This is a genomic window from Arthrobacter sp. 05T47, from assembly GCF_056395825.1.
In genome coordinates, this window is the sequence record NZ_JBFTKG010000006.1 from 39902 (window position 1) to 66207 (window position 26306).

A 26306-nucleotide genomic window follows, 5' to 3' on the forward strand; every position below is an offset into this window, starting at 1 on the left:
CGGCCTAGGCTCCCAGCTTGTACACGGTGGAGTTGCCCACGGTCTGGGCCTGGTAGTTGGCCGCGACCCAGGTGGCGACCTCGGAGTTGCCCCCGCGGCCTCCGCCCATGCCGCCCATGCCGCCGGAGATGAAGTAGCCGATCTCGCCGCGGTCCACCATCGCCTGGAACTGTGCGAGCGTGGGGTAGGGGTCGCCGCCGTTCCAGCCGCCGAGGGCGATCACGCTGGTGCCGGTGGCGAGTTCCAGGCTGGCGGCCTGGGTGGCGCCGGAGACAACCGCGGACCACTTGGCGTTGGAGGACTGCAGCAGCGCTGTCAGCTCGGCCGAGGCGGTTTCCCCGCCGGGGCCGCCGGCGGCTAGGCCGCCCGTGCTGCCGCTGGTGCTGCTGCCAGTGCTGCTATCGGTTCCGTCACGGCCGGTCCTGCCTGCCGCCCCGAAGCCGCCACCCATCGCGGAGGCGGTGGGCCCGGAGGTGGGGATCGAACCGGAATGCGGCTGGGCCACGGTGGCCAGTGTCCACGCGGTGCTTCCGAGCCCGCCGGCGACCAGGGCCAGGATCACGACGCCGGCCGTGGCGGCCTTGCGGAACCGTGCCGGAAGCGCGGCCAGGCTGTCCACCCGCACGAGCAGTGCGGCGGCGGCGAGGACGCCAAGGACCACCACGATCACCCGCAGACCGGGAAGCCAGGCCGGGTCGCGGCCCAGGAGCACCGCGGACCAGACCGAGGTGGCCAGAACTGTCACAGCCAGGACAATCCGGGCGGGCCAGTAGGCCCTGCCCCGCCACAGTTCGAGGGAGCCGATGCCCGCCAGGGCCGCAATCGCGGGGGCCAGGGCCACAGCGTAGTACGGATGCACGGTGCCGCTCATGAAGCTGAAGATTCCGGCGGTGATTACCAGCCAACCGCCCCACAGCAGGAGCGCCGCCCGGGTCTTTGAGGTCCGGGCCTCGCGCCGAGTGAACCAGAGGCCTGCGGCCAGCAGGATCAGGGCTGCCGGCAGCAGCCAGGACACCTCGCCGCCGAAACTGGTCCCAAACATGCGGGTGATCCCGGCCGTGCCGCCGAAGCCCACGTTGCCGTTGCCGCCCGGGCCGCCGGCATTGCCTCCGGGCATTCCCCCGCCGGAGCCGGTGATCCGGCCCAGGCCGTTGTAGCCGAACGTGAGTTCCAGGAAGCTGTTGGTCTCCGAGCCTGCCATATAGGGGCGGACCGAGGTCGGGGTCATTTGGAACAGGGCAATGTAGCTTCCGGCCACCACCACAATGCCTGCGCCGGCGGCCAGCAGGTGCAGGAGCCGGCGGCCGAGTGTAGTGGGCGCCGCCCACAGGTAGGCCAGGGCCAGCCCGGGAACGATCAGGAAGCCCTGCAGCATCTTGGACAGGAAGGCCAGCCCGATCACCGCGCCGGCCGCGGCAAGCCACTTCCAGCCGGCCTTCTCGATGGCGCGCGTGGTGAGGTAGGCGGCCAGCACCAGGCACATGGTCAGCATGGCGTCCGGGTTATTAAACCGGAACATCAAGGCCGCCACCGGGGTCAGCGCCAGGGCGCCGCCGGCGAGCAGGCCCGCGGCCGGTCCGGACACCCGCTTGACGGTCAGGTACAGAAGGCCGACGGCGGCCACGCCCATGAGTGCCTGGGGAATGAGCATGCTCAGTGCCGAGAACCCGAAGATCCGTCCCGCCAGGGCCGGGATCCAGAGGGCCGCTGGCGGTTTGTCTACCGTGATGGCATTGCCGGGGTCGAGGGAGCCGAAGAGCAGCGCGGTCCAGTCCTTGGTCCCGGCCTGGATTGCGGCGGCGTAAAAGGAGTTGGCGTAGCCGGTGGCTTCCAGGTTCCACAGGTACAAGGCCGCGGTGACCCCCAGCAGCAGCGCCGCCGCGGGCCGGACCCAGCGGGGCTGCCGGCCGAACAGCAGGCGGTCCCGGCGGCTTAGGGGTGCTGGCGGGTTGGGCGGCGCGCCGGCGTCCTCGGATGCCGGGAGGGTCGTTTCCGGGTCCAGGGGCGGGCTGCCGGCCGGTGACCCGGCAAGGGAGCCGGCGGTGGGGCTGATGGTTGCCGTCATTTACTTGGCCTTTTCTGTGCGGGTTCTGTACGGGGGAGGGAAGCCTCGGGGGCGGCGGGCACCTGAGCGGTGCCAGGGGCGGTGGGCTCCGCAACGGTGATGGCGGCGTCCGGCGCCGGGACGGTGTTAGTCCGCCGGGGGTGGAAGACCACCAGCCGGAAGAGCAGGAATTTCACGGCCGTGGCGGCCAGATTGGCGGCGGTGACCGTAAGCAGTTCGAGCCAGCGGTCCGGTGTGGCTCCTGACGTGGCGTGAACCAGGGCGAGGGTGCCCGAGGTCAGGGCCAGGCCGATCCCGAAGACCAGCAGCCCCTCGAAGTGGTGGCGTGCGGCCTGGCTGCCGCCGTGGATGCCGAACGTGAAGCGCCGGTTGGCCGCGGTGTTGGCCACGGCGGTGGTGAGCAACGCGAGGAAGTTTGCCAGCTGCGGGTCCATGATCTGTCGGCAGAGCAGGAAGATTGCCAGGTACGCCAGAGTGGAGGCCACCCCGATGCTGCCGAAGCGGACCAGCTGCCCGAAAAGGCTTCCGCCGGGGCTTTGTTCCTGGAACCGCGAGGACGCCGGCAGCGGTCCGCGGGCAAGTGCGGCGCGCAGTTCGGGAACCGGGATCCGGCCCGAAACCAGGTCCCGGCTCAACCGTGCCATGCCGCGCAGGTCCGCGAGGGCGGTCTGGACGATGTCCACGCTGGAATCGGGGTCGTCGGTCCAGTCCACCGGGACTTCGTGGACGCGCAGGCCGCACTTTTCTGCCAGCACCAGCAGTTCGGTGTCGAAGAACCAGGCGTTGTCCAGGGTGTGGGGGAGCAGTTGCCGGGCCACGTCCGCCCGGATCGCCTTGAACCCGCACTGGGCGTCGCTGAAGTGGGCCCCCATGAGGGACTGCAGCAGGAAGTTGTAGCTGCGCGAGATGAACTCCCGCTTGGGTCCGCGGACCACGCGTGAGTTGCGGGTCAGCCGGGTGCCGATCGCCAGATCGGAGTGCCCCGAAATGAGCGGGGCGAGCAGGGGGCCGAGGGCCGCCAGGTCCGTGGAAAGGTCCACGTCCATGTAGGCCAGGACCGGCGACGGCGAGGAGAGCCAAACTTTGCGAAGCGCGTTTCCCCGGCCCTTTTCGGCCATGTGGACCACCTTCACTTCGCGCAACTCACGGGCCACGCGCTCCGCGGTCTTGAGCGTTCCGTCGGTGCTGGCGTTGTCCGCCACAGTGATCCGGAAAGAGTGCGGGAAGGCGCCGATAAGGTACGCGTGGAGCCGGCGCAGGCACGCTTCAAGGTCCCGCTCCTCGTTGAAGACCGGAATCGTGACGTCCAGCAACGGTGTGCTGCCGCGTGTGTCAATGGGTGCGCGCCGGCCGCCGGTGCCGGTAAGGGCTCCGGCGAACGGTCCCGGGGCCGGCACATCGGTCACGGTAAGCCCTGACGATGCCGGCCCGGACGATGCAGGCCCCGACGGCTCAAGTCCGGACGGGGAGGGCGGGGCCGCCGGACCGGCCGGCGTCTCCGTGGAACGGGACAGGGTTCCTGTGGCCTGGTCTGTGGATGTCATGGCTCAACTTTCCCGCCGGCCCATATGAGGGCTTTAGGGCCGAGCTGTGCGGGGGCTGTGGAAGTCCGGAGCCAGGCCGGCCGGCCAAAATCGTACCGGCCGCGGACGCACAGGAGGCCCCGGATCCGCGTGGATCCGGGGCCTCAACCACCCTCGCCGGGCGGTACGGCTAGTGCCGGTTTAGTACCAGTTGTGTGCGTAGTGGAAGTTCAGCGCGCCGCAGGGGGAGCCGTAGCGTTCCTTGACGTAGTTCAGGCCCCAATTGATCTGGGTCCGGTAGTTGGTCATGTAGTCGGCACCGGCGCTCGCCATCTTCGAGGCGGGCAGGGACTGGACCACTCCGTAGGCGCCGCTGCTGGCGTTGGTGGCGGTGGTCTTCCAGTCCGATTCCTTGGTCCAGAGCTTCTGCAGGCACTGCATCTCACCAGGGGCCCAGCCATAGCTGCCCAGCTGGGACGCGGCGTACGCCTGGGCTCCGGCGGGGTCGTCCACAGCAACCGGTGCCGGTGCGGGAGCGGGGGCCGGTGCAGGAGCGGCTGCGGGAGCCGGGGCCGGCGCGGGAGCGGCTGCGGGAGCCGGGGCCGGTGCGGGTGCAGCAGCAACCGGGGCGGCCGGGGGCTCGGCGGCCTTGACTTCCGAGAGCGTGGGTGCCACGTTTTTTTCCGCCGGAGCGGCGATCTGGACTCGTTCGAAGTTGAGCTTGGCCAGCGGGTCGGCGCTTGTGGCCGTTTGGCTGCCCGCAGCATTCGCGTGAGTGCCCGGCTCCGCCGCCTGGCTGGCGGCGCCGCCTCCCACCAGCAGGGCGCAAGCGGCGGTTACGACGGCGGCGCGGCGGGCAGTGATGCCGAGTCCGGTAGCCAGCTTGGACAGGGCGGATGCCTGCGTGGCCGGTTCGGCGCGGTGGCGCGACTTAGTGGAGCGGAAATGGGAATCGCCGTCAGGGCGCGTTTGTACCTGGAATTCAGTCATGATGGGCCTCTCAACGCCGGCGGAGTTAGCTGTCGGGTTCGGATGAGGTCATCCGGCCGCACGGAAAATCACGTGTCGGCTTCACCCCGAGGGCGCATGAATGCAGAATGCCCGGGAACTCTGGGTCCCCCGCCTCTGCCTGGTCCAGCGGAATCCGGGAAGCGGCAGAGTTTGGCGTCCGTCCGGATATGCGGCACCAATGGAGGCCGCACCACAACGACGCTACAGGACCTCGGCGCTTAAGTCACATTTTGGTAACAGGAGTCACAGCGGGCGGGGTGTCGGCTTGCGCAGAACCATCTTGCGGGTGGGAAGTGAATCCTGCTGGGCCTATGCCGACGGCGGCGCCGCGGGCAGCCGCACCGCAAACTCCGTGCGGCCGGGCCGGGAGGTGACTTCAACGGTGCCCCCGTGGGCCTCCACAATCGACTGGACAATGGACAAGCCCAAACCGCTCGTGCCCTCGGAGGTCGGGGCGTGAGCAGCTGCCCCGGCACTGCCACGGCTGCCGGAAGGAGTATCGGAAACGGCGCCGGAAGCCGGGCGGACGGCGGGCCCGGACCTGGCCCCCGCCGTCGCAGCGACCGGTGTGTTGGCGGGGCTGGCGGTGGGATTGGTGCGAGCAGCGTCGGCCCGTGCGAACCGGGCGAAGACCCGGCCGATGAATTCCGGTGCGATGCCGCTGCCGTTGTCCGTCACGGTAACCACGGCGCTTCCATCAGCCGAACGCATGACGCCCGTGACCACTGTGGTCCCGGGGTCCGTGTGTTTGCGCGCATTGGACAGGAGGTTGGCGAKGACCTGGTGAAGCTGGGTCGCATCGCCGCGGACCACCACGGGCTCCTCCGGAAGTTCCAGCTGCCAGACCCGGTCCGGGGCCATGACTTTCTCATCGCTCACCGTCTCGATGGCCAGCTGCGTGAGGTCGACGTCGCTGACCTTCAGCGGCTGTCCCTCGTCCAGGCGCGCCAGCAAAAGCAGATCCTCAACCAGGGTGGTCATCCGTTCGGACTGGCTTTGCACGCGGGCGAGGGACCTCTCGCCGTCGGCGGTGAAGTGCTCGGTCATCCGCATCAGCTCGGTGTAGCCGCGGATAGCCGTCAGCGGCGTGCGGAGTTCGTGCGAGGCATCGGCGACAAACTGCCGCACCTTCATCTCGCTCTCCTGCCGCGCCTCCAGGGCGTTGGAGACGTTGTCCAGCATCTGGTTCAGCGCGTAGCCCACGCTGCCCACCTCCGTGCCCTGGTGGGCGGCCGACGCCGGGACGCGCACCCCGAGCGCCACCTCACCTGCGTCCAGCGGCAGGCGGGAGACCTTGGTGGCGACCTCGGAGAGTTGTTCCAGCGGCTTCATGGTCCGCCGGATCAGGGCCGTGCCGRCCAGGCCGATCAGCACGAGTCCGCCTGCGGAGACCACCACCATGGTCCAGACCAGCGAGGCCAGGGTGCTTTGCTTTTCGGCCAGCGGAAGCCCGGTGACAATTATGTCGCCATAAGGTGTGCGGACGGCGGTGAGCCGGTAGGCGCCGACCGTGAGGTTGCGATCCACGGGCACGCCGTTGGGGGTCAGTGCCAGGAGGACCGCGTTGTCCTCGGGGGAGAGGCTCTTGCGGGTGGCGTCTCCGGCCAGGAACCCGGGGTTGCTGACCTCGCCGTCCTGTATGCGGGCATTGAGCGTCCCGATGCCCTGGCCCCGGGCATCGAGGGGGTCGGGGCGGCCGCCGGCGGTGCCGGGCAGGGGCCGGCCGAACTCGCTGGACCGGTGCGAAGCGTTGCTGAGCTGGTCATCGAGCTGCCGGGTCAGGAACAGGTCCATGGAGGCGTAGCTGAACAGTCCCACGGCGCCGCAGATGGCGACCAGCAGCGCCATGGCAACCAGGACCAGCCGGGTGCGCAAATGCCAGGTGGACGGGTTGCGCCAGTCGCGTCCGGGGACGCGGGTCATGCCGGAAAGGGTGGGCACGGATCAGTCCGCCGGTTTCAGGACGTAGCCGGCGCCGCGCACCGTGTGGATCATGGGAGCGTGGTTGGCGTCGACCTTCTTGCGGAGGTAGGAAATGTACAGTTCCACGATGTTGGCCTGCCCGCCGAAGTCGTAGTCCCACACCCGGTCCAGGATCTGGGCTTTGCTGATGACCCGTTTGGGGTTTTCCATGAGGTAGCGGAGCAGCTCGAACTGCGTGGCGGTCAGGTGCAGTTCCTCCCCGGCCCGGGTGACTTCGCGGGTGTCGACATTGAGCACCAGGTCGCCCACTACCAGCTCGGCGGTGTCCATGGCGGCCACGCCGGAGCGCTGGACCAGCCGGTGCAGGCGCAGCAGGACCTCTTCCATGCTGAACGGCTTGGTGACGTAGTCATCGCCGCCGGCCGCCAGGCCGGTGATGCGGTCCTGGACCGCGTCCTTCGCCGTCAGGAACAGCGCCGGCACCTCCGGCGCGAACGCGCGGATCCTGCTCAGCAGCTCGACGCCGTCGAACCCGGGCAGCATCACGTCCAGCACCAGCACATCGGGGCGGAACTCCTTGGCGAGACGGACCGCAGAGGGTCCATCTTCCGCCACCGCCACTGACCAGCCGGCCATCCGCAGCCCCATGCTCATGAGCTCGGAGAGGCTGGGCTCGTCATCCACCACGAGGGCGCGGATAGGTGAGCCGTCCGGGTGCGTGAGCTGGGGAAGGTTGTTGGTCATGGAGTGCGAAGTGGCCATGGGACAACTCTCCGATCTGCCGGTTAGGTGGGGCTTTGGGGACCCTGTGCGGCACCTGTGAATCCCAGCCTAGCGAGCTGGAAGCCTTTCCGGGGCCGGAGGGGCCGCTGCGGCAGCACCGAAGATGCCCGTTCGTTGTCCTGCCCCAAGGTCACAGGCCCGGCTGTCGGCCTGCACAGCCCAGGCACAGGATCGCTCAGCACGCTGGGGTGAACACCGATCCGCACCATGAAGGAGAAACACGATGAGCGGTCAGCATTCCGGAGCCGGTTCCGGACCAGCCCCAGAACCCGCCCCCGGCAACGCTGCGACGCCCGCACCCGTGACCACGCCCGCGGGCGCCGGACAGCTTGGCGCCGCACCGCAGGCCGGCGGGCCATACGACGGCGCGCCGCAGGCGGCCGGCCAGTACGACGACGGCCAGTACGACGGCGGCAAGCCCGTCGGCGGGCGGCCGGCGGCGGACCCTGCACCCGGCTGGGGCGCGCCCCAGATCTCGCAAGTTCCGGCTTCGGCGCCGGGGTGGGGTATGCCGCGGCAGGAGCATACGGCGCCCACGGGTGCAACAGGCTGGGGTGCGCCGCGGGCGGGCATCAAGACCGCTCCGGCGGCAAGCCCCTGGACGCTCAAGCGCGGGCTCGTCGTCGCCGGTGCCGCAGCGGTCCTGGCAGTCGGTGCAGGTGCCGGGGGCTACGCCCTGACCTCAAGTTCGGCCGCGGCCAACGGGACGGCAGGCGCCGCGGGCGGGGTCGGTGGGGCTGCGGGCGGCCAGGGTTTCGCACCCGGCATGCCCGGCTCGGCGCAAGGCGGCGCCGCGGCGGGCGGAATGCCGGGGCAAGGCGGTCCCGGCAACTTCGCCGCCGGCGGGATGGGCGGGCTCTCCTCGGCAGTGCATGCCGAATACGTCGTGCTGCAAGGAGGCGAGTACACCACCATGGCCGAGCAGTTGGGCATTGTGAGCGAGGTCAGCTCGTCCTCCGTCACGGTCAAGAGCATTGACGGGTTCACTCGCAGCTATGCCCTGGGCAGCGATGTGGTGGTGAGTAATCTGCAACAGCGGCGCCAGCAGGCCGGCGGTACGGGCACCCAGCTGAGCGTGGCGGACATCGTTGCAGGCGGCACAGTGCGGATCGTGGCGGCGAAGGACGGCTCCGGCTACACGGCAACATCCGTCATGGTTGTCGCGGCGACCGCCACTGGCCAGTCCAACTGACCCCGCCGAAGCCGACTGACCTCGCCGAAGCCGACTTTGCCGCCCCGCCAGGCGGCACCGTCGGCATGACCACTCCGTGGACCGCCCCGCTGGGAACGGCGGGAACACTCCGTTTTGCCGATTTGCCGTGCTGTGAATCTTTTCGGCTGTCCGGCTATTGAGGTCGAATAATCTTCGGTGAAATTTGCCTTCGGGCTCCTGGGTGGGAAAAACGCTTGTTATTTTATTCCCGGGGCAGAATTGTGACTTGCGCTACAATTCCTCGATCTGTCTCACTATGTGGAACCTGCGGTCCATTGTTACTTGCACGTTCGCATTGTTACGTTGCACACTTCAATTGTGAACAAGAACTCAACAGCACCTGCAGCCGCAGCTATCTGGATCAGCACACCCGCTGGTACCGAGATGCGCTGTTGTCGAATGCACGCCTAACTTTTACACCCCTGAGAGTTTCTAGGCATTCGCCCCCCAGCCCAGAGTCGGGCGCCCCTCCCCAGTTTCATTGCGGGGAAAGAAGCATTCGAGCCGCGATGACGGCCATTCACATTGAGGTAAGCATTCCATGTCAGTTGCATCCGGATACGTCCACATCTCCGTCCGTAACGCCAGCAAGGCCGGTCAGCCCTCCGGGATCCGCCAGGGCTTTGGCGGCCGCTCCGCGTTCGCACCCGCTGGTTCCACCGGCAGCTTCCCGGCCCCCGGATATGCAGCGCAGGGCTACAACCCTGACTCCTACGGCCAGCTCCGCGCCGTTCCGCCCGCCCCCACCACTGCGCCCACCCCGGTGATCGCTCCGGGCGCCGGTAGCCCGGTCCGTTCGGCCCCCAGCGACAACGTCGCCCGCGGCTTCGTGCTCTACATGGGGATCGACGAAGAAACCGCAGCAGCGGCCGGCACCTCGATCGCCAAACTTGCCCAGGAAATCCGGGCCTACGCCCAGTCGCTTGTTGCCGGCGCCGAAAGCTATGCGGCCGTCGCCGTCGCGCCGGCCAGCGCCCCGGGTTCCGCCCTCGACGTCGTCCGTTCGACCTTTGGTGACCCGACCGCGGGGGCCCGCCAGCGGACCGAGACCGCCCGCCTGCAGCAGCCGCAGGATCCGCGGCCCTCCGGCGTGCTGATTGATCTCGCCCGCCGTGAAGTGCACCTCGACGGCGAATCCCTGAACCTGACGTTCAAGGAATTCGAACTCCTGAACTACCTCGTGGAGAACGGCACCCGCACCGTGGGCCGCGATGAGCTCCTCGAGGGCCTGTGGCGGAACGCCGAAGAGGTCCCGAACGAGCGGACCATCGACGTCCACATCCGCCGCCTGCGTTCCAAGCTTGGCCGCCTCGCCAACACCGTGCGCACCGTCCGCGGCCAGGGCTACCGCTTCTACGAGCACCCCGAGGTCGTCGTCTGGGCCGCTCCGGAATACTCGATCTAGCTTTCTAGCCTGCGCAAAGCGTCCGTCCCTCTTGGGGCGGGCGCTTTCGCGTTTCCGAAAGCTTCAGCGGCCTTCCGCCGTGCCTTAGACACCTCCTTCGTTCCTCAGTCGGCGATGCGGCACTACGCGGAAAACCGCTTCGCTTCCGCCGACGGCTACGTTCCCCACAGTGTGGCGGGGGCTTCCGCGGGCTGGCTGACGGGCATGTGCCTCCGCGGCTGGTTGTCCTGTACGTGCCTCCGCAGCTGAGGCGGCGAAGCCGCCACCGTGGGGCGCTGTTGGACTCTGTTGCGTTTCCTGGGTCCGGCGTAGTCTCTGGTCGTTGAGCCGACTATTGGGAGGAAGAAATGTCTGTAGCGCGGATTACTACCCTGAGTGCGAACTCGAAGACCTCGTTTGATGCTGCCATCAAGGAGGGCATCGATCGGGCCAACAAAACCCTGCGCAATGTCACGGGGGCGTGGGTGAAGGAACAGAAGGTTGAAATCAGCGACGGCGCGGCCGTTGCCTGGCATGTGGTGCTGGAGGTGACCTTCGTCCTTGAAGACTGAGCCGGCCGCTGGCCGGGCGCAGTCCCGGGGACGAGGCGCCACACTAGGATTGTGGGCATGAGCGAGCATCACATCAAACGACTGGTGATCATGAGGCATGCCAAGTCTGACTGGCCCGGCGGGGTGGCCGATCACGAAAGGCCGCTTGAAGAGCGCGGCCACAAGGACGCCCCCGTCGCCGGAAAATGGCTGCTCAAACACGGAGTGGTCCCCGACTTCATCCTGTGCTCCAGCGCCCTGCGGACCCGCCAGACCTGCACTTGGGTGTGCCACGCGCTCGGGGACAAAGCGCCGACACCCAAGCTCGAGGACGGACTGTATGCCGCGTCCGCACTGCGCATGCTGGCGGTGATCAACCACGTCCCGGACACCGTAACCACGCTGATGGTGATAGCGCACATGCCCGGGGTGCAGGACCTCGCCATGCACCTGGCGTCCCGCGACTCCGATCACGATGCCTATATGGACGCCGCCAACCGCTATCCCACCAGCGGGCTGACCGTCCTGGAAACGGAGAAGTCCTGGGGCGAACTGGACGGGCAGGACGCCAGACTGACCCATTTCAAGGTTCCCCGCGCAAAATAGCCGCTGGCCGGCCGCACTGGGGTGCCTGAAACCATGGCTACCGGCCTTGTTCTGCGGTTTACTGTTGCTGATTGCTGATGTGGTTTGTCCAGCGGTTATTGGGGCAGGTTAGGCAACCGGAGAAGAGGGTGAGTCAACGTGGATTCAGGGCAGCTCATAGGAATTATTGTCGGCATCGTTGTGGTGCTGGCCATTGTGGCGGTGGCAGTCATGATCAGCCGCAAGCGCAAGGTGGCCGCGGACCGGAACAAGGCTGCCAAGATGCGCGAACAGGCCAAGGCTGACGAATTCGCTGCGCGGGAACGGGAGGCCAAGGCGGCCCGTGCCGAGGCCGATGCGCAGGAGGCCGCCCTCGAGGCCGAGCGCAAGCGGAAGGAAGCCCTCAGCAGCAAGGAAGAGGCCCAAAGCGTCCGCTCCGGCGCGCAGGAACAACTGCGCAAGGCCGATGAAATCGATCCCGACGTGGTCACCTCTGAACGTGAGGGCCAGGCCGGGGAAATGCCGACGCGGGCGGATCTGCGTTCCGAGAGGACAACCGCCGACCCGGCATCCGGCGATCAGGTGCCCCGCGAGGACATGTCCAATGAGCACATGTCCGACGAGCAGCGCAGCCGCGAGGACGTACCCAGCACCGACACCACTCCGGGGCCGGACACCAATCCCCGGGAAGACAGGCCGCGGAACCTCTGAGCCTCCGGGCGCCCGCACTCAGCGGCGGGAGGTGGTCCGGGCAGGAGACTTGGCGGCAGGCGGCTTTGCCGGGGACTTGGCCGGCGCCTTTGCCGCGGGCGGCTTTCCGGAGGCCGCCCTGACCGGTGGCTTCGCGGGTGACTTCACTGCTGACGTGGCTGCGGGCCGGCCTGCGGCCCGAGTAGCCGCCGGGCGTGCGGCGGTTCCCCTCGGCGTCGGACGCGAGGCGGACGGCCGCGGGCTGGCGGACCTCGTCCCCGCGCCCCGTGCAACGGGCGCCGGACGGCGCCGCGGAGCRTAGCCCGGGGCGCGCCGGCCGCGGCTCCTGCCGGGCAGGACGGTGCCGGCGAACAGCAGCAGCAAGGTGACGGCTCCGGCGGCCGCGGCGAGATAGAAGTACAAATCCGGATGCTCGGAATCAACGTGTGTGGACAGGGCATCGGGATCGGGGTTGAAGGCCAATCCCCATTGGCGCAGGAACGCGATACCGAACGCGATAAAGAGGCTGCTGCCGACTCCGCTCGCGATCAGCGTCTTGTGCCGGCGCCTGACTACCACCTCTGCCACACAGGCCACGTAGGCCGTGGCGGAAGCGCCGATGAACCACACAAGCACCCATTCGTGCAGGGTGACGCCGGTCAGGACCAGGAGGGCCAGTGCGGTGATGAACGCCCCGATGGCGATCTTTCCGTTGGTACCCATGTGACGCATGTGAACAATCATGCCTGAGCGGGCGGCTGCTTCACGACGTAGCCGCGCATGGAGGACATAATTGCCGCCACACTTTGCTGCCTGGTCCGCTCCGGGTTGTACGTCTGGCGGTCCAGGCCAACCACGAAGCAGGCGCCAAAGATGGCCGTCTCCAGGCTGCCCCGGGACACGGCGGGATCCACCGGATAGACGGCGGCGACACCGTCGATGGCAGAGCCGATCACTCCGAGCAGGCGCCCCCGGAGCTCCGCGAACGTGTCCTGCCATTCGCTGGGGGTCCGCCAGTTTTCGCTGACCCAGAGCCGGGCGAAGGACGGGTATTCGGCCATGAAGTCCATGGCCTGGCCGATCATCTCCTCCATGGCGGCCAGGGGATCGGCGGAGTCGTCCCGGACGCTCAGGAGCCGTGCCATGAGGATGTCCACGCCGTGGCGCAACAGCTGGGCAATCAAGTCAGACTTGCTGCCAAAGTTGTAATACACCGTGCCCTTGGACACCCCGGCCGCCGTGGCGATCTCGTCGACCGTCACGCCCGCCGCGCCCCGCTCTCCGATCAGCTCCATGGACGCCTCGAACAGTTTCTGCTTGGTGGCGTTCGTGCGCGCGGGCCGGAGCTTTTTCTCGGCGTCCCCGGAGTCCGCCACACCGTCCCCGCTGTTCCTGATGGTCATACGGCGATCTCCGGTTTCAGCGTCTTGAGGGTCCAGTATTTGTTCTTGCGGACGGCAAGGGTGGACATTGCCAGTCCCAGCAAAGTGTAGCCAACCAGTCCCAGCATGGTGGGCAGGATGATGGCCAGGTCCGCGCCGTAGATCAGGTGCCGCATGCCGCTGACCACGTAGCCCATCGGCAGGATCTGGTGCACCACGTGCAGCGGCTCGGGCGTGGTCTGCCACGGGAACGTGCCGCCCGAGGAGACCAGCTGCAACACCAGCAGGATCAGCACCACCAGCTTGCCGGGCGAGCCCAGCAGCGCCACAACGCCCTGGATGATGGCGCTGAATGCCATCGCGGCCGCCAGCATGAGGAACCACATCAGCACCGGGTGCGCGGGGTCCAGTCCGAGGCCCACGTCCACCACCAGGGTCAGCAGGCTCGCCTGGACGGCGGACACCGCCAGGAACGGAAGCCAGCCGCCGGCGGCAATTTTCCAGGCCGGTGCGTTGGAGGCCAGCGCGCGCTGGGTGACCGGGCGCATCGCCTGGACCAGCATGAAGACGCCGATCCACAGGGCCAGCGTGAGGAAGAACGGTGCCAGCCCGGCGCCGTAGGACCCGGCCTTGGCCTGCGAGACGTTGCTGACGGCGACGGGGTCGGCCATGACCTTCGAGAGGCTGTCCTTCTGGGCGTCGTCGGGGTTGGGGACCTTGCCGGCGCCCTTGGCGAGTTCCGCGGCGAGTGTTCCGGCGCCGTCGGAGGCCGTCGCCGCGCCGCTTTCCAGCTGCGCCGCGCCGTCGTCGAGCTTCTGGGCCCCCTGCACCAGCTTGCCGGCGCCGTCGACGGCGTTCTGCTCGCCGGCGGCGAGGGTCGCCGAACCGCTGGCGAGCTGGTCCGCTCCGGCAGAGGCCTTGGCTACGGCGTTGCTGAGGGCCGGCGCGGCGCCGGCCAGTTGCGCGGCGCCGTCGCTGACGGCTGCGGAGCCGTCAGCCAGTTTCTGGACCTGGGCGGCGGCTGTCTGCAGTTTGGCTGCGGCTGCGGAAGCCGCCGCGCCAGCGGCCGGAGAAGCGGGCGGCGCAGGGGTGGCGTCGACGTCGGCCATTACCTTGTCGGCCTGCTCCTGGCTCAGGACTCCGGCGGCGACCAGACGGCCCGTGGAAGCCGCGACCCTGCTCCGCTGGGCCTGCGCGGCGGCCTGCTGCGCTGCCTGTTCGGCGGCTGCGAGCTGTCCGGGGATGGCCTGCACTGTGGTGTCGAGCGCGGTGCTGAGCGCGGCGTTGCCCGCGGCCACCTGGGCGGCGCCGTCGGCCAGCTTTTGGGCGTCGGCGGGCAGGGCTGCGGTCTTGTCCTTGAGCTGGGTGAGGCCGCTGCTGAGCTGGCCGGTCCCGGCATTGAGTGAGTTGGCGCCGTCCCGGAGCTTGACCTGGCCGTTGTACAGCTCGGTGGCGCCGTTTTTGAGCTCGCCGGTGCCCTGGTGCAGGGTCACTGTGCCGTCGTGGAGCCGGGCGACGCCGTCGGCGAGCTGGCCTGCGCCGTCGGAGGCCTTGAGCATCTGCGTGTGGATGGTGCCGAAACCGGTGAGGAGTTTGTTGGCGGTCTCCTCGCCCACCTCTTTGGCGACCGTCGTGTGCACGGCGGTGGTCAGTTTGTCCACGATGGTGCTCAGCAGATAGTTGTTGGCATCGTTGGTGGTGACATTGAGCATGGCCTGGTTGGCGGCGTCGAAGCTGCTCGGGGAGACCAGGTTCTTCGAGAAATCCTGCGGGATCTTCAGGGCGAACGCGTAGGTGCCGTTGCTGACGCCCTGGTCCGCTTCATCAGTGCTGGCTACGGTCTTCCAGTTGAAGACGTGGCCGTCCACGAGGCTTTCGGCGACCTTTCGGCCAGCCTCCAACCGGGTGCCGTCCGCGGACGTGGCGCCGGTGTCCTGGACCACCAGGGCGGCATCGATCTGGTTCAGCTTGCCGTACGGATCCCAGTTCGCGTAGAGGTACACGGCGCCGTAGAGCAGCGGAACAAGGGCCAGGGCCAGGATGGTCAGCTTGGGCAGCAGACCGCCGGTCATGCGTTTGAGCTCGGAGCGGGCCAGCCGCAGCACAGTCACTTTGCGTCCTCTGTTTCGGGTAGGAGGGTTTCGGGCAGGAGAGGTTCGGGCAGGAGGGTTTCGGGTGAGTCGCCTGGATGGGGTTCGGCCTGCGCGACGGCGTTGCCGATCACGGCGGCGGGTCCGGTCCAGCCGTCCGGGAAGCGGGTGACGGTGGCGACGACGGCGAGCGGCCGGCCGGCGTCGTACGCCAGTTCCTGCAGCCGAGGCAGCCAGTCGTCCACATCGCCGCTGTGCCGGTCGGGGGAGTCCACCACCAGGAGTTCGGTGTCCGGATTGGCGAGGGCGAGTGCCGTGAGGAGCCCGGTCCGCCGGGCCGCCGGCAGCTGCTCGGTCCATAGCCCGGCGATATCGTCGAACTTGTTGAGCGTCAGCCAGGGCGTGCTGCGCAGGGCTCCCCGGTGGCGGCGCGGCACTAGGGCCAGATCCTCGGTGACGAGGTCGCGGACGCTCAGGTGCTGTTCGGGCTCGTTGACGCTGGGGGAGTCGACCACGCTGCTGGCCTGCCGAAGCACCTTGATCCGGCCGTTCCCGTCCCAGTTCACGATCCCCGAGGAGGGCCTCATGCGTCCGCTGAGGGCCAGGGCAAGGGCCGTCCGCTGGTCCTGGCGGACACCCTCGACGAGCAGGAGTTCACCACGCGCGGCCTCCAACGAGGTGGCCGGCAGCAGGTCATCCCGCCGGCCGGTCACGGAGAGCTGTTGTACGCAGAGCAAAGCAGGCCTTTCGCAGAAACAATGTCTGCCTCAAGGCTAACTAAACTGACTGGTCAGTTCAAATAGAATGGGTCCGGTGTGATGAAACAGACGCGCCGGCACTCCGGACCGCGGCCGCCGAAGGGGTACGTGGCTTGCGGTCCGGGGCTGAGGCACCGGGTGCGTCGCGGGCCGGTTCAGAGGCCGTACTCCTCCAGCAGGCGGAGCCAGACCTCGCTGATGGTGGGATAGGAGGGCACGGCGTGCCACAGCCGGTCCAGCGGCACTTCCCCCACCACGGCAATGGTGGCGGCGTGCAGGAGTTCAGCGACATCCGGGCCGGCGAACGTGGCGCCCAGCAGCACCTTGCGGTCCTCATCAATGACCAGCTGCGCCCACCCCTCATAGTGTTCGGCGTGCAGGGAGGAGCCGGCCACCTGGATCGGAAGCTCCACCGTGGAGGCCCGGAAGCCGTCCTTCTCCGCCTGGGCCAAGGTCCGGCCGACATTCGCGAGTTCCGGGTCGGTGAACACCACATTCGGCACCGCGTGCTCATAGGCGGTCTGGGCGAAGGCGGTCCAGGGGGCCGGTTCGCCGGTGAGTTCGCCCTTGGCCCGGGCAGCAATGGCGTCGCCGGTAGCCCGGGCGCCGTATTTGCCCTGGTGGGTCAGCAGGGCACGTCCGGCGGCGTCGCCGGCCGCGTAGAGCCACGGGCTGCCGGACACCGCGTTGTCAGTTGCGCGGTGGACTAGTCCGGTGGAATCGGTGGTGAGCCTCAGGGGCTTGCCCTCCGGCGCGGAGAGCCCGACGCTGTCCAGGCCGAGCCCTTCGAGGGAGGGATGCCGTCCCGTGGTAACAAGCAGCTTGTCCGCCGTGACGGTATGTCCTTGGGCCAGGCCCTGGGCCGGGCTGGCGGCGGAGCTCGCGTCCGTGCTGCCCTTGTGGTCACCCTTGCCGTCACCCTGGGGGCCGCCGTCGAGTACAACGGTGAGCGAGCCGTCGTCGTTCTCGTGCACGCTCCGCGTGCCGGTGTGCAGGCGAATGTCGACGCCGTCGGCGCGCAGCCCGGCCGCCACCAGTTCGGCAGCCTGCTCCGGGAAAGCACTCAGAAGGCTGCCGCGGGCCACGAGGGTCACGGAGGCGCCGAGGCGGGCGTAGGCCTGGGCGAGTTCGACGCCGGCAACACCGCCGCCCAGGACCGCAAGCCGCGCTGGAACCGTTTGGGCGGAGGTCGCCTCCCTGGTGGTCCAGTATTCGACGTCGTGAAGCCCCTCGACCGGCGGCTGGTTGGGGGTGGACCCCGTGGCGAGCACCACGGCGTGCCGGGCCGTCAGTGCGTAGCTGTTGCCGTCCAGCCCCGCCACCTCGACCTGCCGCGGAGCGGTGATCCAGCCGTGGCCGCGGATCAGTTCGATCCCGGTGTCCTCCGCCCATTTGACCTGGCCGTCGTCCTGCCAGTTCGAGGTGAAGTAGTCCCGGCGCTTCAGGACCGCTGCCGGATCCAGGGTGCGGGTGACAGCTTCCCGGGCGCCGGGGACGGTCTGCGCCCCGTGCAGCGCAGTGCCCGGCCGCAGGAGGGCCTTCGACGGCATGCAGGCCCAGTATGAGCACTCGCCGCCCACCAGTTCGGCCTCGATGAGCACCGCTGTCAGGCCCCCGCGGACCACGCGGTCGGCCACGTTTTCGCCCACCGCGCCTGCGCCGATCACAATGACATCGAATTCCCGCTCAAGCTGTGCCGTCATGGCAACAGCCTACGCCGGGGCCATGACCGGATCCTGGCTGGCGTTCTGGGCGCTGCCGGCGCCGGGTCCCGGCGTAATGTGCCGGGCAACGCTCTTTGCAGGACCGGGCGCGGTCGCTACTGTTGGGACCATATTGGGGGAGGAGGCGGCATGGCCGCACGCAACATGACAACAGGCACCACTGCAGGCACCACGGCGGGCACCACGGCGGGCAACACCGCACGGGGCAGCAGCGTTCCGCTGGCGAGATTCAGTGCCCAGGCGCGGCTCCGCGCGCTTCAGTCCGACATCCTGGAGCTGATCCTGGAGCGCGATCTTGTGCCCGGGGACCCGTTGCCCACGGAGAACGAGCTCACATCGGCCCTCGGCGTCGGCCGCAACACGCTGCGGGAGTGCCTGAAGGCGCTCCAGGCACTGGGGGTGATCGAAATCCGCCACGGCTTCGGCATGTTCGTGGCGCCCAGCAATTTCGAAGCCCTGACGGACGGGCTTACCTTCCGGGCACGGCTGTCGCTGCGCCATCACGGTCAGGAAGCCCTGCAGCTCGTGGAGGTCCGCCAGGCGCTCGAATCCGGCCTGGTCGGCGCCGCGATGGACAGGATCAGCGCGGAACAGCTGGCCGCCGTCGAGGAATCCGTAGACCGGATGGAGGCGCTGGCCGCTGCCGGGGAGCCTTTCATTGAGGCCGACGCCGAGTTCCACCGCAGGCTTTTCGAGCCGCTGAACAACGATCTCCTGATCAGCCTGATGGACGTCTTCTGGAAGGTCTACCGCCGGATCCACCTCGAACTCGGCGGTCCGTACGCCGTCGACCTCGTCGCAACGGCCGCGCAGCACCGGGGGATCTATGAGGCCGTCGCCTCCGCGGACAAGACCCTGGCCGCCGAGCGCCTCAGCACCCATTTCGACGGTATCCGCACCATCATTGCCCAGACGTCGGCCTGATCACTGCTGCCCGGGCTGAAGTTGGCCCGGGCAGCCATTGACTCTCACGCCTGCAGGAGGCGGTTAAACAAAAGATCCGCCCCGGCGAACCGGGGCGGATCTTTTCTTCTGTGCGCCCAAAGGGATTCGAACCCCTGACCTTCTGTTCCGTAGACAGACGCTCTATCCAGCTGAGCTATGGGCGCATTCTCGGCTCTTGGAGAACTTCTCGCTCCCCGAACCTCGAATTACTTTACGCGAGGCCGCGCCCAGTTACAAATCGAGGGGGGTGTAATTTAGCCGACTAGACCGGTCTACGTGACCTTAGTCACAAAAACGGCCCGTGTGGGCCGGTCAGTTCCTTGAATTTCCGGGGTTTTTGAATTGCGCCGCCCAGGTCATCCCATGTCCGGGCCGGAAACCGGCCCCTCGGCTCGACCTAGCATTTAGGCACACCACTGAACCCGAGGAAGGGAACCGTAATGGGMGATCTGGCGCGACTGCCGYTGCTTGARAAAGCACCCACCACACATGCCGGKCTGCTGGCATGGGTAGAAGAGGTGGCTGAACTTACCCAGCCGGACCGGATCTACTGGGTTGACGGGTCGGACGAGGAAAACACCCGGCTCACCGACGAGCTCGTTGCCGCAGGCACCCTGACCCGGCTGAACGAGGACCTGTTCCCCAAGTCCTTCGCGGCGTTCTCCGATCCGGCCGACGTAGCCCGCGTCGAAGAGCAGACCTTCATCTGCTCCGAGAAGGAGCACGACGCCGGCTTCACCAATAACTGGATGGCCCCGGCGCAGATGAAGGAAAAGCTGCGCGGCCTGTTCGCCGGCTCCATGCGCGGCCGCACCATGTACGTGATCCCGTTCGTCATGGGCCACCTGGACGCCGAGGACCCCAAGTTCGGCGTCGAGATCACCGACAGCGCCTACGTTGTGGCCTCCATGCGCATCATGGCCACTATCGGCACCAAGGTCCTCGACAAGATCACCGCGACCAACGCGTTCTTCGTCCCGGCACTGCACTCCCTCGGCGCCCCGCTGGCCCCCGGCCAGGCTGATGTCCCTTGGCCCTGCAATCCGGATAAGTGGATTGTCCACTTCCCGGAGGAGCGCTCCATCTGGTCCTTCGGCTCCGGCTACGGCGGCAACGCCCTGCTCGGCAAGAAGTGCTACGCGCTGCGCATCGCCTCGGTAATGGCACGCGACGAAGGCTGGCTTGCCGAGCACATGCTCATCCTCAAGCTGACCTCGCCGGAGAAGAAGAACTACTACGTCTCCGCCGCGTTCCCGTCGGCCTGCGGCAAGACCAACCTCGCCCTGCTGGATCCGACCATCGAGGGCTGGAAGGTCGAAACCCTCGGCGACGACATCACGTGGATGCGGTTCGGCAAGGAAGGCGAGCTCCGCGCCGTCAACCCTGAGGCCGGCCTGTTCGGCGTGGCACCGGGAACCGGCTGGGGCACCAACCCCAACGCAATGCGCGCCATTGCCAAGGGCCACAGCATCTTCACCAACGTCGCCCTCACGGACGACGGCGGCGTGTGGTGGGAGGGCATGACCGAGGAAGTGCCCGCGCACCTGACCGACTGGCAGGGTAACTCCTGGACCCCCGAGTCGGACAAGCCCGCTGCCCACCCGAACTCCCGCTTCTGCACGCCGATCGACCAGATCGACATGCTGGCCGAGGAGTACTACAACCCGGACGGCGTGGAACTTTCCGCGATCCTGTTCGGTGGCCGCCGCAAGACCACCATCCCGCTGGTCACCGAGGCGCGCAGCTGGTCCAACGGCATCTTCATGGGCTCCACCCTGTCCTCCGAGACCACGGCCGCGGCCGCCGGTGCTGTCGGCGTTGTCCGGCGGGATCCAATGGCGATGCTGCCCTTCATCGGCTACGACGCAGGCGATTACCTGAATCACTGGGTCAACCTGTCCGCCAAGGCCAACCCGGAGCGCCTGCCCAAGATCTTCCTGGTCAACTGGTTCCGCCGCAATTCCGAGGGCGGCTTCGCGTGGCCCGGATTCGGTGACAACTCCCGTGTCCTAAAGTGGGCCATCGAACGCCTCGAGGGCAAGGCCGACGCCGTGGAGACCCCCATCGGGTTCGTCCCCACCGCTGACGGGATCGACCTCACCGGCCTGGACATGACGCCCGCCCAGGTTGAAGAGGCTGTCCGCGTTGATCCGGCCGAGTGGGCCACCGAGCTGGCCTCCATCGAGGATTGGTTCGCCAACTTCGGCGGCTCGCTGCCCGATGCCTTGCAGGCCGAGCTCGACGGCCTGAAGGCCCGCATGGCGGCCGAGCAGTAGCAATACCCCAGCAGTAGCGGCCGGCGCTGGCAGCCGGCACTGCGACAACGACGGCGGTCCCGCACCTTTCAAGGGTGCGGGACCGCCGTTTTCGTTGTGCCGGGGACCTAAGTCCCGGCTCCGCCGGGACTTAGGTCCCTAGGCCACCTTCCGGCGCGCCCCTAGGCTTGGCCGCATTCCACCAGTCAGCGAGACTTCAGGAGTTCCCCTTGCTTGTCAAAGACGACATCCATGCCTTGTCCAACGCTGTCAGCGGCCCGGTCGCGCTGCCCGACAGCCAAGAATTCGCGGCCGAGACGTTCGCCTTCAACGTCGCGACCATCCACCGGCCCGACGTCGTTGTAGGCGCCGCAGACGCGCGGGACGTGGCAGCCGCAGTGAAATGGGCGGCGGAGCACCGGCTTCCGGTGTCCGTCCAGTCCACCGGGCACGGCGCCGATTCGGCGATCGATGGCGGCCTGCTCATCAACACACGACGCCTGCAGGAACTGACCATCGATCCGGTAGAACGCACCGCACGGGTCGGCGCCGGGGTGAAGTGGCGGAGTGTCCTGGAGGCGAGCGTCCCCCATGGGCTGATCGGACTGCACGGCTCGAGCACCGACGTCGGCGTCGTGGGGTACACGGTCGGCGGCGGGCTGCCCGTGCTCGGACGTGCCCATGGCTTCGCGGCGGATCATGTTAGGAGCATGGACGTGGTTACCGCCGATGGCGCGCTGCGCCGGATCGACGCCGAGACCGAAGCCGAGCTGTTCGCGCTGATGTGCGGGGGCAAGGGCAACTTCGGGATTGTCACGGCACTTGAGTTCAACCTCTTTCCGCTCGGGGATTTCTACGGCGGAGGGATCATTTATCCCGGGGTGGACGCGGCGCCGGTTCTGACCGCATTCCGCGAGTGGCTGCCCACGCTGCCTGACGACGCCTCGCCGTCGATCTCCCTGCTGCGGCTTCCGGACATGGACTTCGTTCCGCCGCCCCTCCGCGGCCAGTTTGTGGTCCACCTGCGCTTTGCCTTCCTCGGAAACCGTGAGGCCGGCGACGCGCTGCTTGCCCCGATGCGCGCAGTCTCAACCCCTCTGATGGACATGGCCGGACCCATGAGCTACCTCGACGTCGACCAGATCCACATGGACCCGGCGGATCCGCTCCCGTTCACCGACGGCGGCGCGTTGCTCACGGATTTTGGCCAGGAGGCTTCCGCGGAACTGCTCAGGCTGGCGGGGGACGGCACCGACTGCCCGCTGCTCCTGATCGAGATTCGGCCGCTGGGCGGGGCGCTGTCCCGCGCTGCATTGTCCCGGCCAGGAGCGCCGCCGAACGCCGTGTCCGGACGCGACGCGGCGTTCCTGCTGTTCCTTGTCGGGCTCCAGGTGCCGGAAGCCGCRGAGGCCGTGTCCGCGTCCATCCGCGACATCCTCGCCGCGATGGCTCCCTATTCCACCGGCTACACGTTGGTGAACTTCCACGGCGCGCCCGGCGATGAAGCTGACCGGGCGCGGGCATGGTCGCCGGCAATGTACGAGCGGATGGTGGCCGCGAAGTCCACCTACGACCCGGGCAACCTGCTGCGCTTCGGCCACACGATCACCGGGGTGACGCCCGCGTCCTGACGGGCAGGGAGGTTCCGTCCGGGAAGCCGAAGCCGGATCACGACGGCAGCCCAGCTTAACGACGACGGCGGCCCGGCACCTTTGTTGCGAAAGGTGCGGGGCCGCCGTCGGGGACTTAGCTGGCGAGCCAGATGTCCGGGCCGAAGACCTCATAGTGGATCTTCGTGGCCGGGATACCGGCGTTGATGGCCTCATTGCGGATGCTCTTCATGAACGGCAGCGGACCGCACAGGTACAGGGACGCGTTGGCCGGCAGGTCCACCTCGCGCAGGGACATGAAGCCTGCGTTCGAGCCGGCCTGCGGTTCTTCGAGCCAGAGCTGGAGATCGGCGCCGTCGAGGCGTTCGACGTCGTCGGTCATCTGGGAGCGCAGCGCCCAGCTGTCCAGCGTGCTTTCCGCGTGCAGCACCAGGACCTGGCGGTCCGAGCCGGACTCCGCGAGGGAACGCAGGATGGACGCCGTGGGCGTGCAGCCGATCCCGGCCGAAGCCAGGACCACGGGACCGTCGCCCTCCTTGAGCGTGATTTCGCCGTAGGGGTTGGAGATCTCGATAACGTCGCCCACCTCCACATTGTTGTGCAGCACGGGGGAGACCTCGCCGCCGTCGTCGAGCTTGGTGGTGAAGCTGCGGGTAGTGCCGGCGTCGCCGGAGAGGGAGTACTGCCGGACCTGGCGCAGGCCGTCCGCAAGGGTCACCTTGACGCTGACGTACTGGCCGGGAAGGGCCGCGGTGACGGGGGTGTCATCGGCCGGTTCGAGGGCGAAGGTCATGGAGCCGGTGCCGGCGGGGGTCTTGGCGGCTACCCTCCAGGGCGTCCACATCTTGCCGTTGGCCTGGGCGGCGTAGAGGCCCTTCTCGAGCTTGATCAGGGCGTCCGCCATGAGCCAGTAGACCTCGGTCCAGGCTTCGGCGATTTCCGGGGTGATGACCTCGGCCAGGTCCTCGGCGATGGCAGCGAAGAGGTGCTCGTAGACCACCTGGTACTGCGGTTCGGTGATGCCCAGGGACGCGTGGCGGTGCGCGATCCGGGACAGCACGGTCTCCGGCAGGGTGCCGGGGTTGTTCACGAGGTGGCTGGCGAAAGCGGCGATGCTTCCGGCCAGGGCCTGCTGCTGGGCGCCGGAGCGCTGGTTGGCGCGGCTGAAGAGCCCGTCCAGCAGTTCGGGGTGGGCGCCGAAGAGGCGGGCGTAGAACTTCGGGGTGATCGCTCCGATCCGGGAACCGACCAGCGGCAGGGTGGCCTCGATGACCGGGAAGGACTTGTCCGAGAGCATGCTGACTCCTGAGGTAGTGGCCCGGGGTCTTCAACCGGACCGCGATGCAAATACTAATATTTGAAATACGAGTATTTACACCTAAGTTCTACACGCTGTAGAAAAGTGTGGCAAATCGGCTGCTTTCGGGCGTGTCGTTCGTGAACGTCTTTGCCAGCGCCGATATAGATGAGACGCGCTAGCGGGAGGGCGCGGGGATATACGTGTTGACTGGCCGGCCGGTGGTGCCATATTCGAGGTGGAGGGTCACGCGGTCCTTGCGTTCGAGCTCGCTCAGGTAACGCTGTGCCGTCGGCCGGGATATGCCAATGAGGTCTGAGACGTCCTGCGCGCCCAGAGGCCGGCCGGCCGCGGCCACGGCATCGAGCACCTTTTGCATAGTCGGCGGGAGGCGCCGTGCGGAGCTCGAACCCGCAGTGGGCGCCACAGAAGCCCGCCGTGAGGCAAACAGCGCGTCAATGTCCGTCTGCCCTGTGATCCGCCGTGACAACGCGTCCGCGCGCCACTTCTGATAGGCCTGCAACTGCTCGACGAGCTGCTCGAATCCGAACGGCTTCACGAGGTAGTACACCGCTCCGCCGCGCATCGCCGCACGCACGGTTCCTACATCCCGCGCCGCGGTGATGATGATGACGTCTACGTCCTCGCCTGCCTCGCGCAGCGACTGCAGGAGCGAGATTCCGTCCTCGTCCGGCAGATAGATGTCCAAGAGCAGGAGGTCGGGGCTCTCCCTCGCGATCGCGGCGCGCGCCTCGGCGACGGTGTGTGCCTCACCGACGCACTCATACCCCGGAACATGCGCCACCTGTGCAGCGTGCAGCCGCGCCACGCGGAAGTCGTCGTCGACAACCAGCACCCGGATCATCCTTCTGCCCCAACTTTCGGAATCCACACTTCGAAACGTCCGCCCGGTCCGGCGAACACATCCATCGTGCCACCTGCGCGGCGCACGATCCTCGCAACGAGCGCCAGGCCAATGCCGCGCCGCAGGGCCGGGCCACCGGCCTGGGCCGCCCGTTCCGCTTTCGTCGTATAGCCATCGCGTACGACGTCGTCCACAGCGTCCGCGGGCACGCCCGGTCCTGTGTCGGTCACCGAAACAAAAACGCCCGAGGAATCATCCAGGGTAAGCGTCACTTCGTGGTGTCCCGGGAGGCTGGAGACGGCGTCGATTGCGTTGTCCAACAGGTTCCCCACGATTGTCAGGAGATCCTGCGTTCCGAGCCCCGGTTCGCGAAGGAGTGATTCGTCGGACACAGCCACGCGCACATCCTGCTCGGCCGCCACCGTGATCTTGGCATAGATGAGCGCCGCGAGCTCGGGCGGCTCGATCCGTGCACGCAGTCCCTCGCCGAGGGAGCGCGATGTGTCCGCGATGCCCGCGATGAAGGTGCGCGCCTGCGCGATATCGCCCAGATGGAGGAGGGCGCCCACCGTGTGCATGCGGTTGGCGTACTCGTGCTCCTGCGCGCGCAGGGCAGCCATGAGGCCCTCCAACGCACGCAGGTCCCGCACCAGCGCTTCCACTTCGGTGCGGTCGCGAAGGGTCACGACGGCGCCCACGCTCCGGCCGCCAACGCTTACCGGCATGCGGTTGGCCACGAGAAGGGAGTCGTCTGTGATGATCGTCTGGTCAGCGCCGGGCGCCTCACCCGTGAGGACGTCGCGGAGCCGTCCCTCCGGGATAAGCTCCTCCAGCGGGCGGTCGAGCAAAGTGTTTTCGAGGCCCAGAAGGCGCCGTGCCTCGACGTTAATCACGGTCACCCGGCCGGCGTCGTCAATTCCGACCATGCCCTCGCGGATGCCGTGCAGGAGGGCCTCCCGTTCCTGGAGGAGCGAGGCGATCTCCGCAGGCTCGAGACCGAACGTAGCGCGCTTGATGGCCCGTGCCAGCACGAACGAACCTGCGCCGCCGATCAGGAGAACGAGCACCGAGGAGCCGCCGACGATCCCAGCGTCCCGCTCGAGCTCCATGCTGACGGTCGTCTCGAGGATGCCCACCGAGACCTGTCCGACGACGTTTCCCGAGGCGTCCAGGATCGGTGCCTTGGCGTTCGCCGAGTCGCCGAGGCTGCCGTGGTCGGTACCCACGTGGGTCTGGCCGTCGAGGACCTCGACAGGCTCCTCGAGGCGCTTCCCGATCAGCGACGGCGTGGGGTGCGAGAAACGAATCCCGTACCGGTCGGTAACCACCACGTAGTCCGTCTGGGCGCGGGTGCGCACCTGTTCAGCCACCGCCTGGATCTCGTGGCCAGCATCGCCGGTGGCCACACCCGTGGCCACCTCCGGCATCTGTGCCACCGATTCCGCGACGCCCAGGGCACGCAGGCGGAACTGCTCGTCGAGTACCTGGCCGGTGATGCGGTTGGTGACCAGGCCGCCCAGGGCCACAGTGACCGCTATCAGCACCAGCGTCCACACGAGAATCTGCGATGCGAGCGGCCGGGCGCCCCACCATGCCCGCGCGCTGCTCACTGCTGGCCCCGGGCGGCGTTCAAGGCAGATCGGGCGGCATTT

General features: G+C 67.9%; 21 protein-coding genes, 1 tRNA gene and 1 riboswitch. Of the genes, 8 read left to right on the plus strand and 14 right to left on the minus strand.

The window, feature by feature from the left end; translation table 11 throughout:
• Positions 1-4: 4 nt before the first annotated feature.
• The 5 genes from AC1DEY_RS07095 to AC1DEY_RS07115 all read right to left on the minus strand — a co-directional run bounded on the left by AC1DEY_RS07095 (position 5) and on the right by AC1DEY_RS07115 (position 7284).
• Positions 5-2065, minus strand: coding sequence for a glycosyltransferase family 39 protein (locus AC1DEY_RS07095; protein WP_476867336.1), 2061 nt, complete (start codon positions 2063-2065; stop codon positions 5-7).
• On the minus strand, positions 2062-3609 hold the full coding sequence (locus tag AC1DEY_RS07100) for a bifunctional glycosyltransferase family 2/GtrA family protein (RefSeq protein ID WP_476867337.1): 1548 nt from the start codon (positions 3607-3609) through the stop codon (positions 2062-2064). The genes AC1DEY_RS07095 and AC1DEY_RS07100 overlap by 4 nt, the downstream gene beginning before the upstream one ends.
• A gap of 180 nt (positions 3610-3789) precedes the next feature.
• Positions 3790-4578: an aggregation-promoting factor C-terminal-like domain-containing protein gene (locus AC1DEY_RS07105; RefSeq protein WP_476867338.1), complete on the minus strand. Its 789-nt coding sequence runs from the start codon at positions 4576-4578 to the stop codon at positions 3790-3792.
• A gap of 2 nt (positions 4579-4580) precedes the next feature.
• Positions 4581-4738: riboswitch (cyclic di-AMP (ydaO/yuaA leader) on the minus strand.
• 170 nt (positions 4739-4908) lie between these two features.
• Positions 4909-6522, minus strand: coding sequence for a sensor histidine kinase (locus AC1DEY_RS07110; protein ID WP_476867339.1), 1614 nt, complete (start codon positions 6520-6522; stop codon positions 4909-4911).
• Between the two features lie 21 nt (positions 6523-6543).
• Positions 6544-7284, minus strand: coding sequence for a response regulator transcription factor (locus AC1DEY_RS07115; RefSeq protein WP_441410946.1), 741 nt, complete (start codon positions 7282-7284; stop codon positions 6544-6546).
• A 244-nt stretch (positions 7285-7528) separates the two neighbouring features.
• Between AC1DEY_RS07115 and AC1DEY_RS07120 the strand changes: the two genes are divergently transcribed.
• From AC1DEY_RS07120 to AC1DEY_RS07140, 5 genes are all read left to right on the plus strand, one after another.
• Complete coding sequence (locus AC1DEY_RS07120; protein ID WP_476867340.1) at positions 7529-8497, plus strand: hypothetical protein; 969 nt, start codon at positions 7529-7531, stop codon at positions 8495-8497.
• Positions 8498-9059: 562 nt separating this feature from the next.
• A complete protein-coding gene (locus AC1DEY_RS07125; protein ID WP_476867341.1) occupies positions 9060-9923 on the plus strand; it encodes a winged helix-turn-helix domain-containing protein in 864 nt (287 codons plus the stop codon).
• Positions 9924-10270: 347 nt separating this feature from the next.
• On the plus strand, positions 10271-10474 hold the full coding sequence (locus AC1DEY_RS07130) for a dodecin family protein (protein WP_476867342.1): 204 nt from the start codon (positions 10271-10273) through the stop codon (positions 10472-10474).
• 57 nt (positions 10475-10531) lie between these two features.
• Entirely contained in the window at positions 10532-11059 is a 528-nt protein-coding gene (locus AC1DEY_RS07135) for a SixA phosphatase family protein (RefSeq protein WP_476867343.1), read from the plus strand.
• 138 nt (positions 11060-11197) lie between these two features.
• Positions 11198-11749, plus strand: coding sequence for a hypothetical protein (locus AC1DEY_RS07140; protein ID WP_476867344.1), 552 nt, complete (start codon positions 11198-11200; stop codon positions 11747-11749).
• Between the two features lie 18 nt (positions 11750-11767).
• Here AC1DEY_RS07140 and AC1DEY_RS07145 read toward each other — a convergent pair whose 3' ends face one another.
• The 5 genes from AC1DEY_RS07145 to AC1DEY_RS07165 form a co-directional block, all read right to left on the minus strand.
• The gene (locus AC1DEY_RS07145) at positions 11768-12451 is read right to left on the minus strand and encodes a hypothetical protein (protein WP_476867345.1); all 684 of its coding nucleotides are present in this window, start codon (positions 12449-12451) and stop codon (positions 11768-11770) included.
• 17 nt (positions 12452-12468) lie between these two features.
• Positions 12469-13131: a TetR/AcrR family transcriptional regulator gene (locus tag AC1DEY_RS07150; RefSeq protein WP_476867346.1), complete on the minus strand. Its 663-nt coding sequence runs from the start codon at positions 13129-13131 to the stop codon at positions 12469-12471.
• Entirely contained in the window at positions 13128-15221 is a 2094-nt protein-coding gene (locus AC1DEY_RS07155) for a YhgE/Pip family protein (protein ID WP_476867347.1), read from the minus strand. The genes AC1DEY_RS07150 and AC1DEY_RS07155 overlap by 4 nt, the downstream gene beginning before the upstream one ends.
• On the minus strand, positions 15218-15937 hold the full coding sequence (locus AC1DEY_RS07160; protein ID WP_476867348.1) for an ABC transporter ATP-binding protein: 720 nt from the start codon (positions 15935-15937) through the stop codon (positions 15218-15220). The genes AC1DEY_RS07155 and AC1DEY_RS07160 overlap by 4 nt, the downstream gene beginning before the upstream one ends.
• 176 nt (positions 15938-16113) lie before the next feature.
• Entirely contained in the window at positions 16114-17661 is a 1548-nt protein-coding gene (locus tag AC1DEY_RS07165; protein ID WP_476867349.1) for a dihydrolipoyl dehydrogenase family protein, read from the minus strand.
• Between the two features lie 150 nt (positions 17662-17811).
• Here AC1DEY_RS07165 and AC1DEY_RS07170 point away from each other — a divergent pair, with 150 nt between their 5' ends.
• A complete protein-coding gene (locus AC1DEY_RS07170) occupies positions 17812-18606 on the plus strand; it encodes a FadR/GntR family transcriptional regulator (protein ID WP_476867350.1) in 795 nt (264 codons plus the stop codon).
• 111 nt (positions 18607-18717) lie between these two features.
• Here AC1DEY_RS07170 and AC1DEY_RS07175 read toward each other — a convergent pair.
• Positions 18718-18791 (minus strand) — tRNA-Arg (locus tag AC1DEY_RS07175).
• 276 nt (positions 18792-19067) lie between these two features.
• On the opposite strand from AC1DEY_RS07175, the gene AC1DEY_RS07180 reads away from it, so the two are divergent.
• Both AC1DEY_RS07180 and AC1DEY_RS07185 read left to right on the plus strand, forming a co-directional pair.
• The gene (locus AC1DEY_RS07180) at positions 19068-20903 is read left to right on the plus strand and encodes a phosphoenolpyruvate carboxykinase (GTP) (RefSeq protein ID WP_441410957.1); all 1836 of its coding nucleotides are present in this window, start codon (positions 19068-19070) and stop codon (positions 20901-20903) included.
• A gap of 209 nt (positions 20904-21112) precedes the next feature.
• Positions 21113-22513, plus strand: coding sequence for an FAD-binding oxidoreductase (locus AC1DEY_RS07185; RefSeq protein ID WP_476867351.1), 1401 nt, complete (start codon positions 21113-21115; stop codon positions 22511-22513).
• A 115-nt stretch (positions 22514-22628) separates the two neighbouring features.
• On the opposite strand, the gene AC1DEY_RS07190 is transcribed toward AC1DEY_RS07185, so the two are convergent.
• The 3 genes from AC1DEY_RS07190 to AC1DEY_RS07200 all read right to left on the minus strand — a co-directional run bounded on the left by AC1DEY_RS07190 (position 22629) and on the right by AC1DEY_RS07200 (position 26264).
• Positions 22629-23789: a globin domain-containing protein gene (locus AC1DEY_RS07190; RefSeq protein ID WP_476867352.1), complete on the minus strand. Its 1161-nt coding sequence runs from the start codon at positions 23787-23789 to the stop codon at positions 22629-22631.
• Positions 23790-23967: 178 nt separating this feature from the next.
• The gene (locus AC1DEY_RS07195) at positions 23968-24654 is read right to left on the minus strand and encodes a response regulator (protein WP_476867406.1); all 687 of its coding nucleotides are present in this window, start codon (positions 24652-24654) and stop codon (positions 23968-23970) included.
• Entirely contained in the window at positions 24651-26264 is a 1614-nt protein-coding gene (locus tag AC1DEY_RS07200) for an ATP-binding protein (protein ID WP_476867353.1), read from the minus strand. The genes AC1DEY_RS07195 and AC1DEY_RS07200 overlap by 4 nt, the downstream gene beginning before the upstream one ends.
• Between the last annotated feature and the right edge of the window lie 42 nt (positions 26265-26306).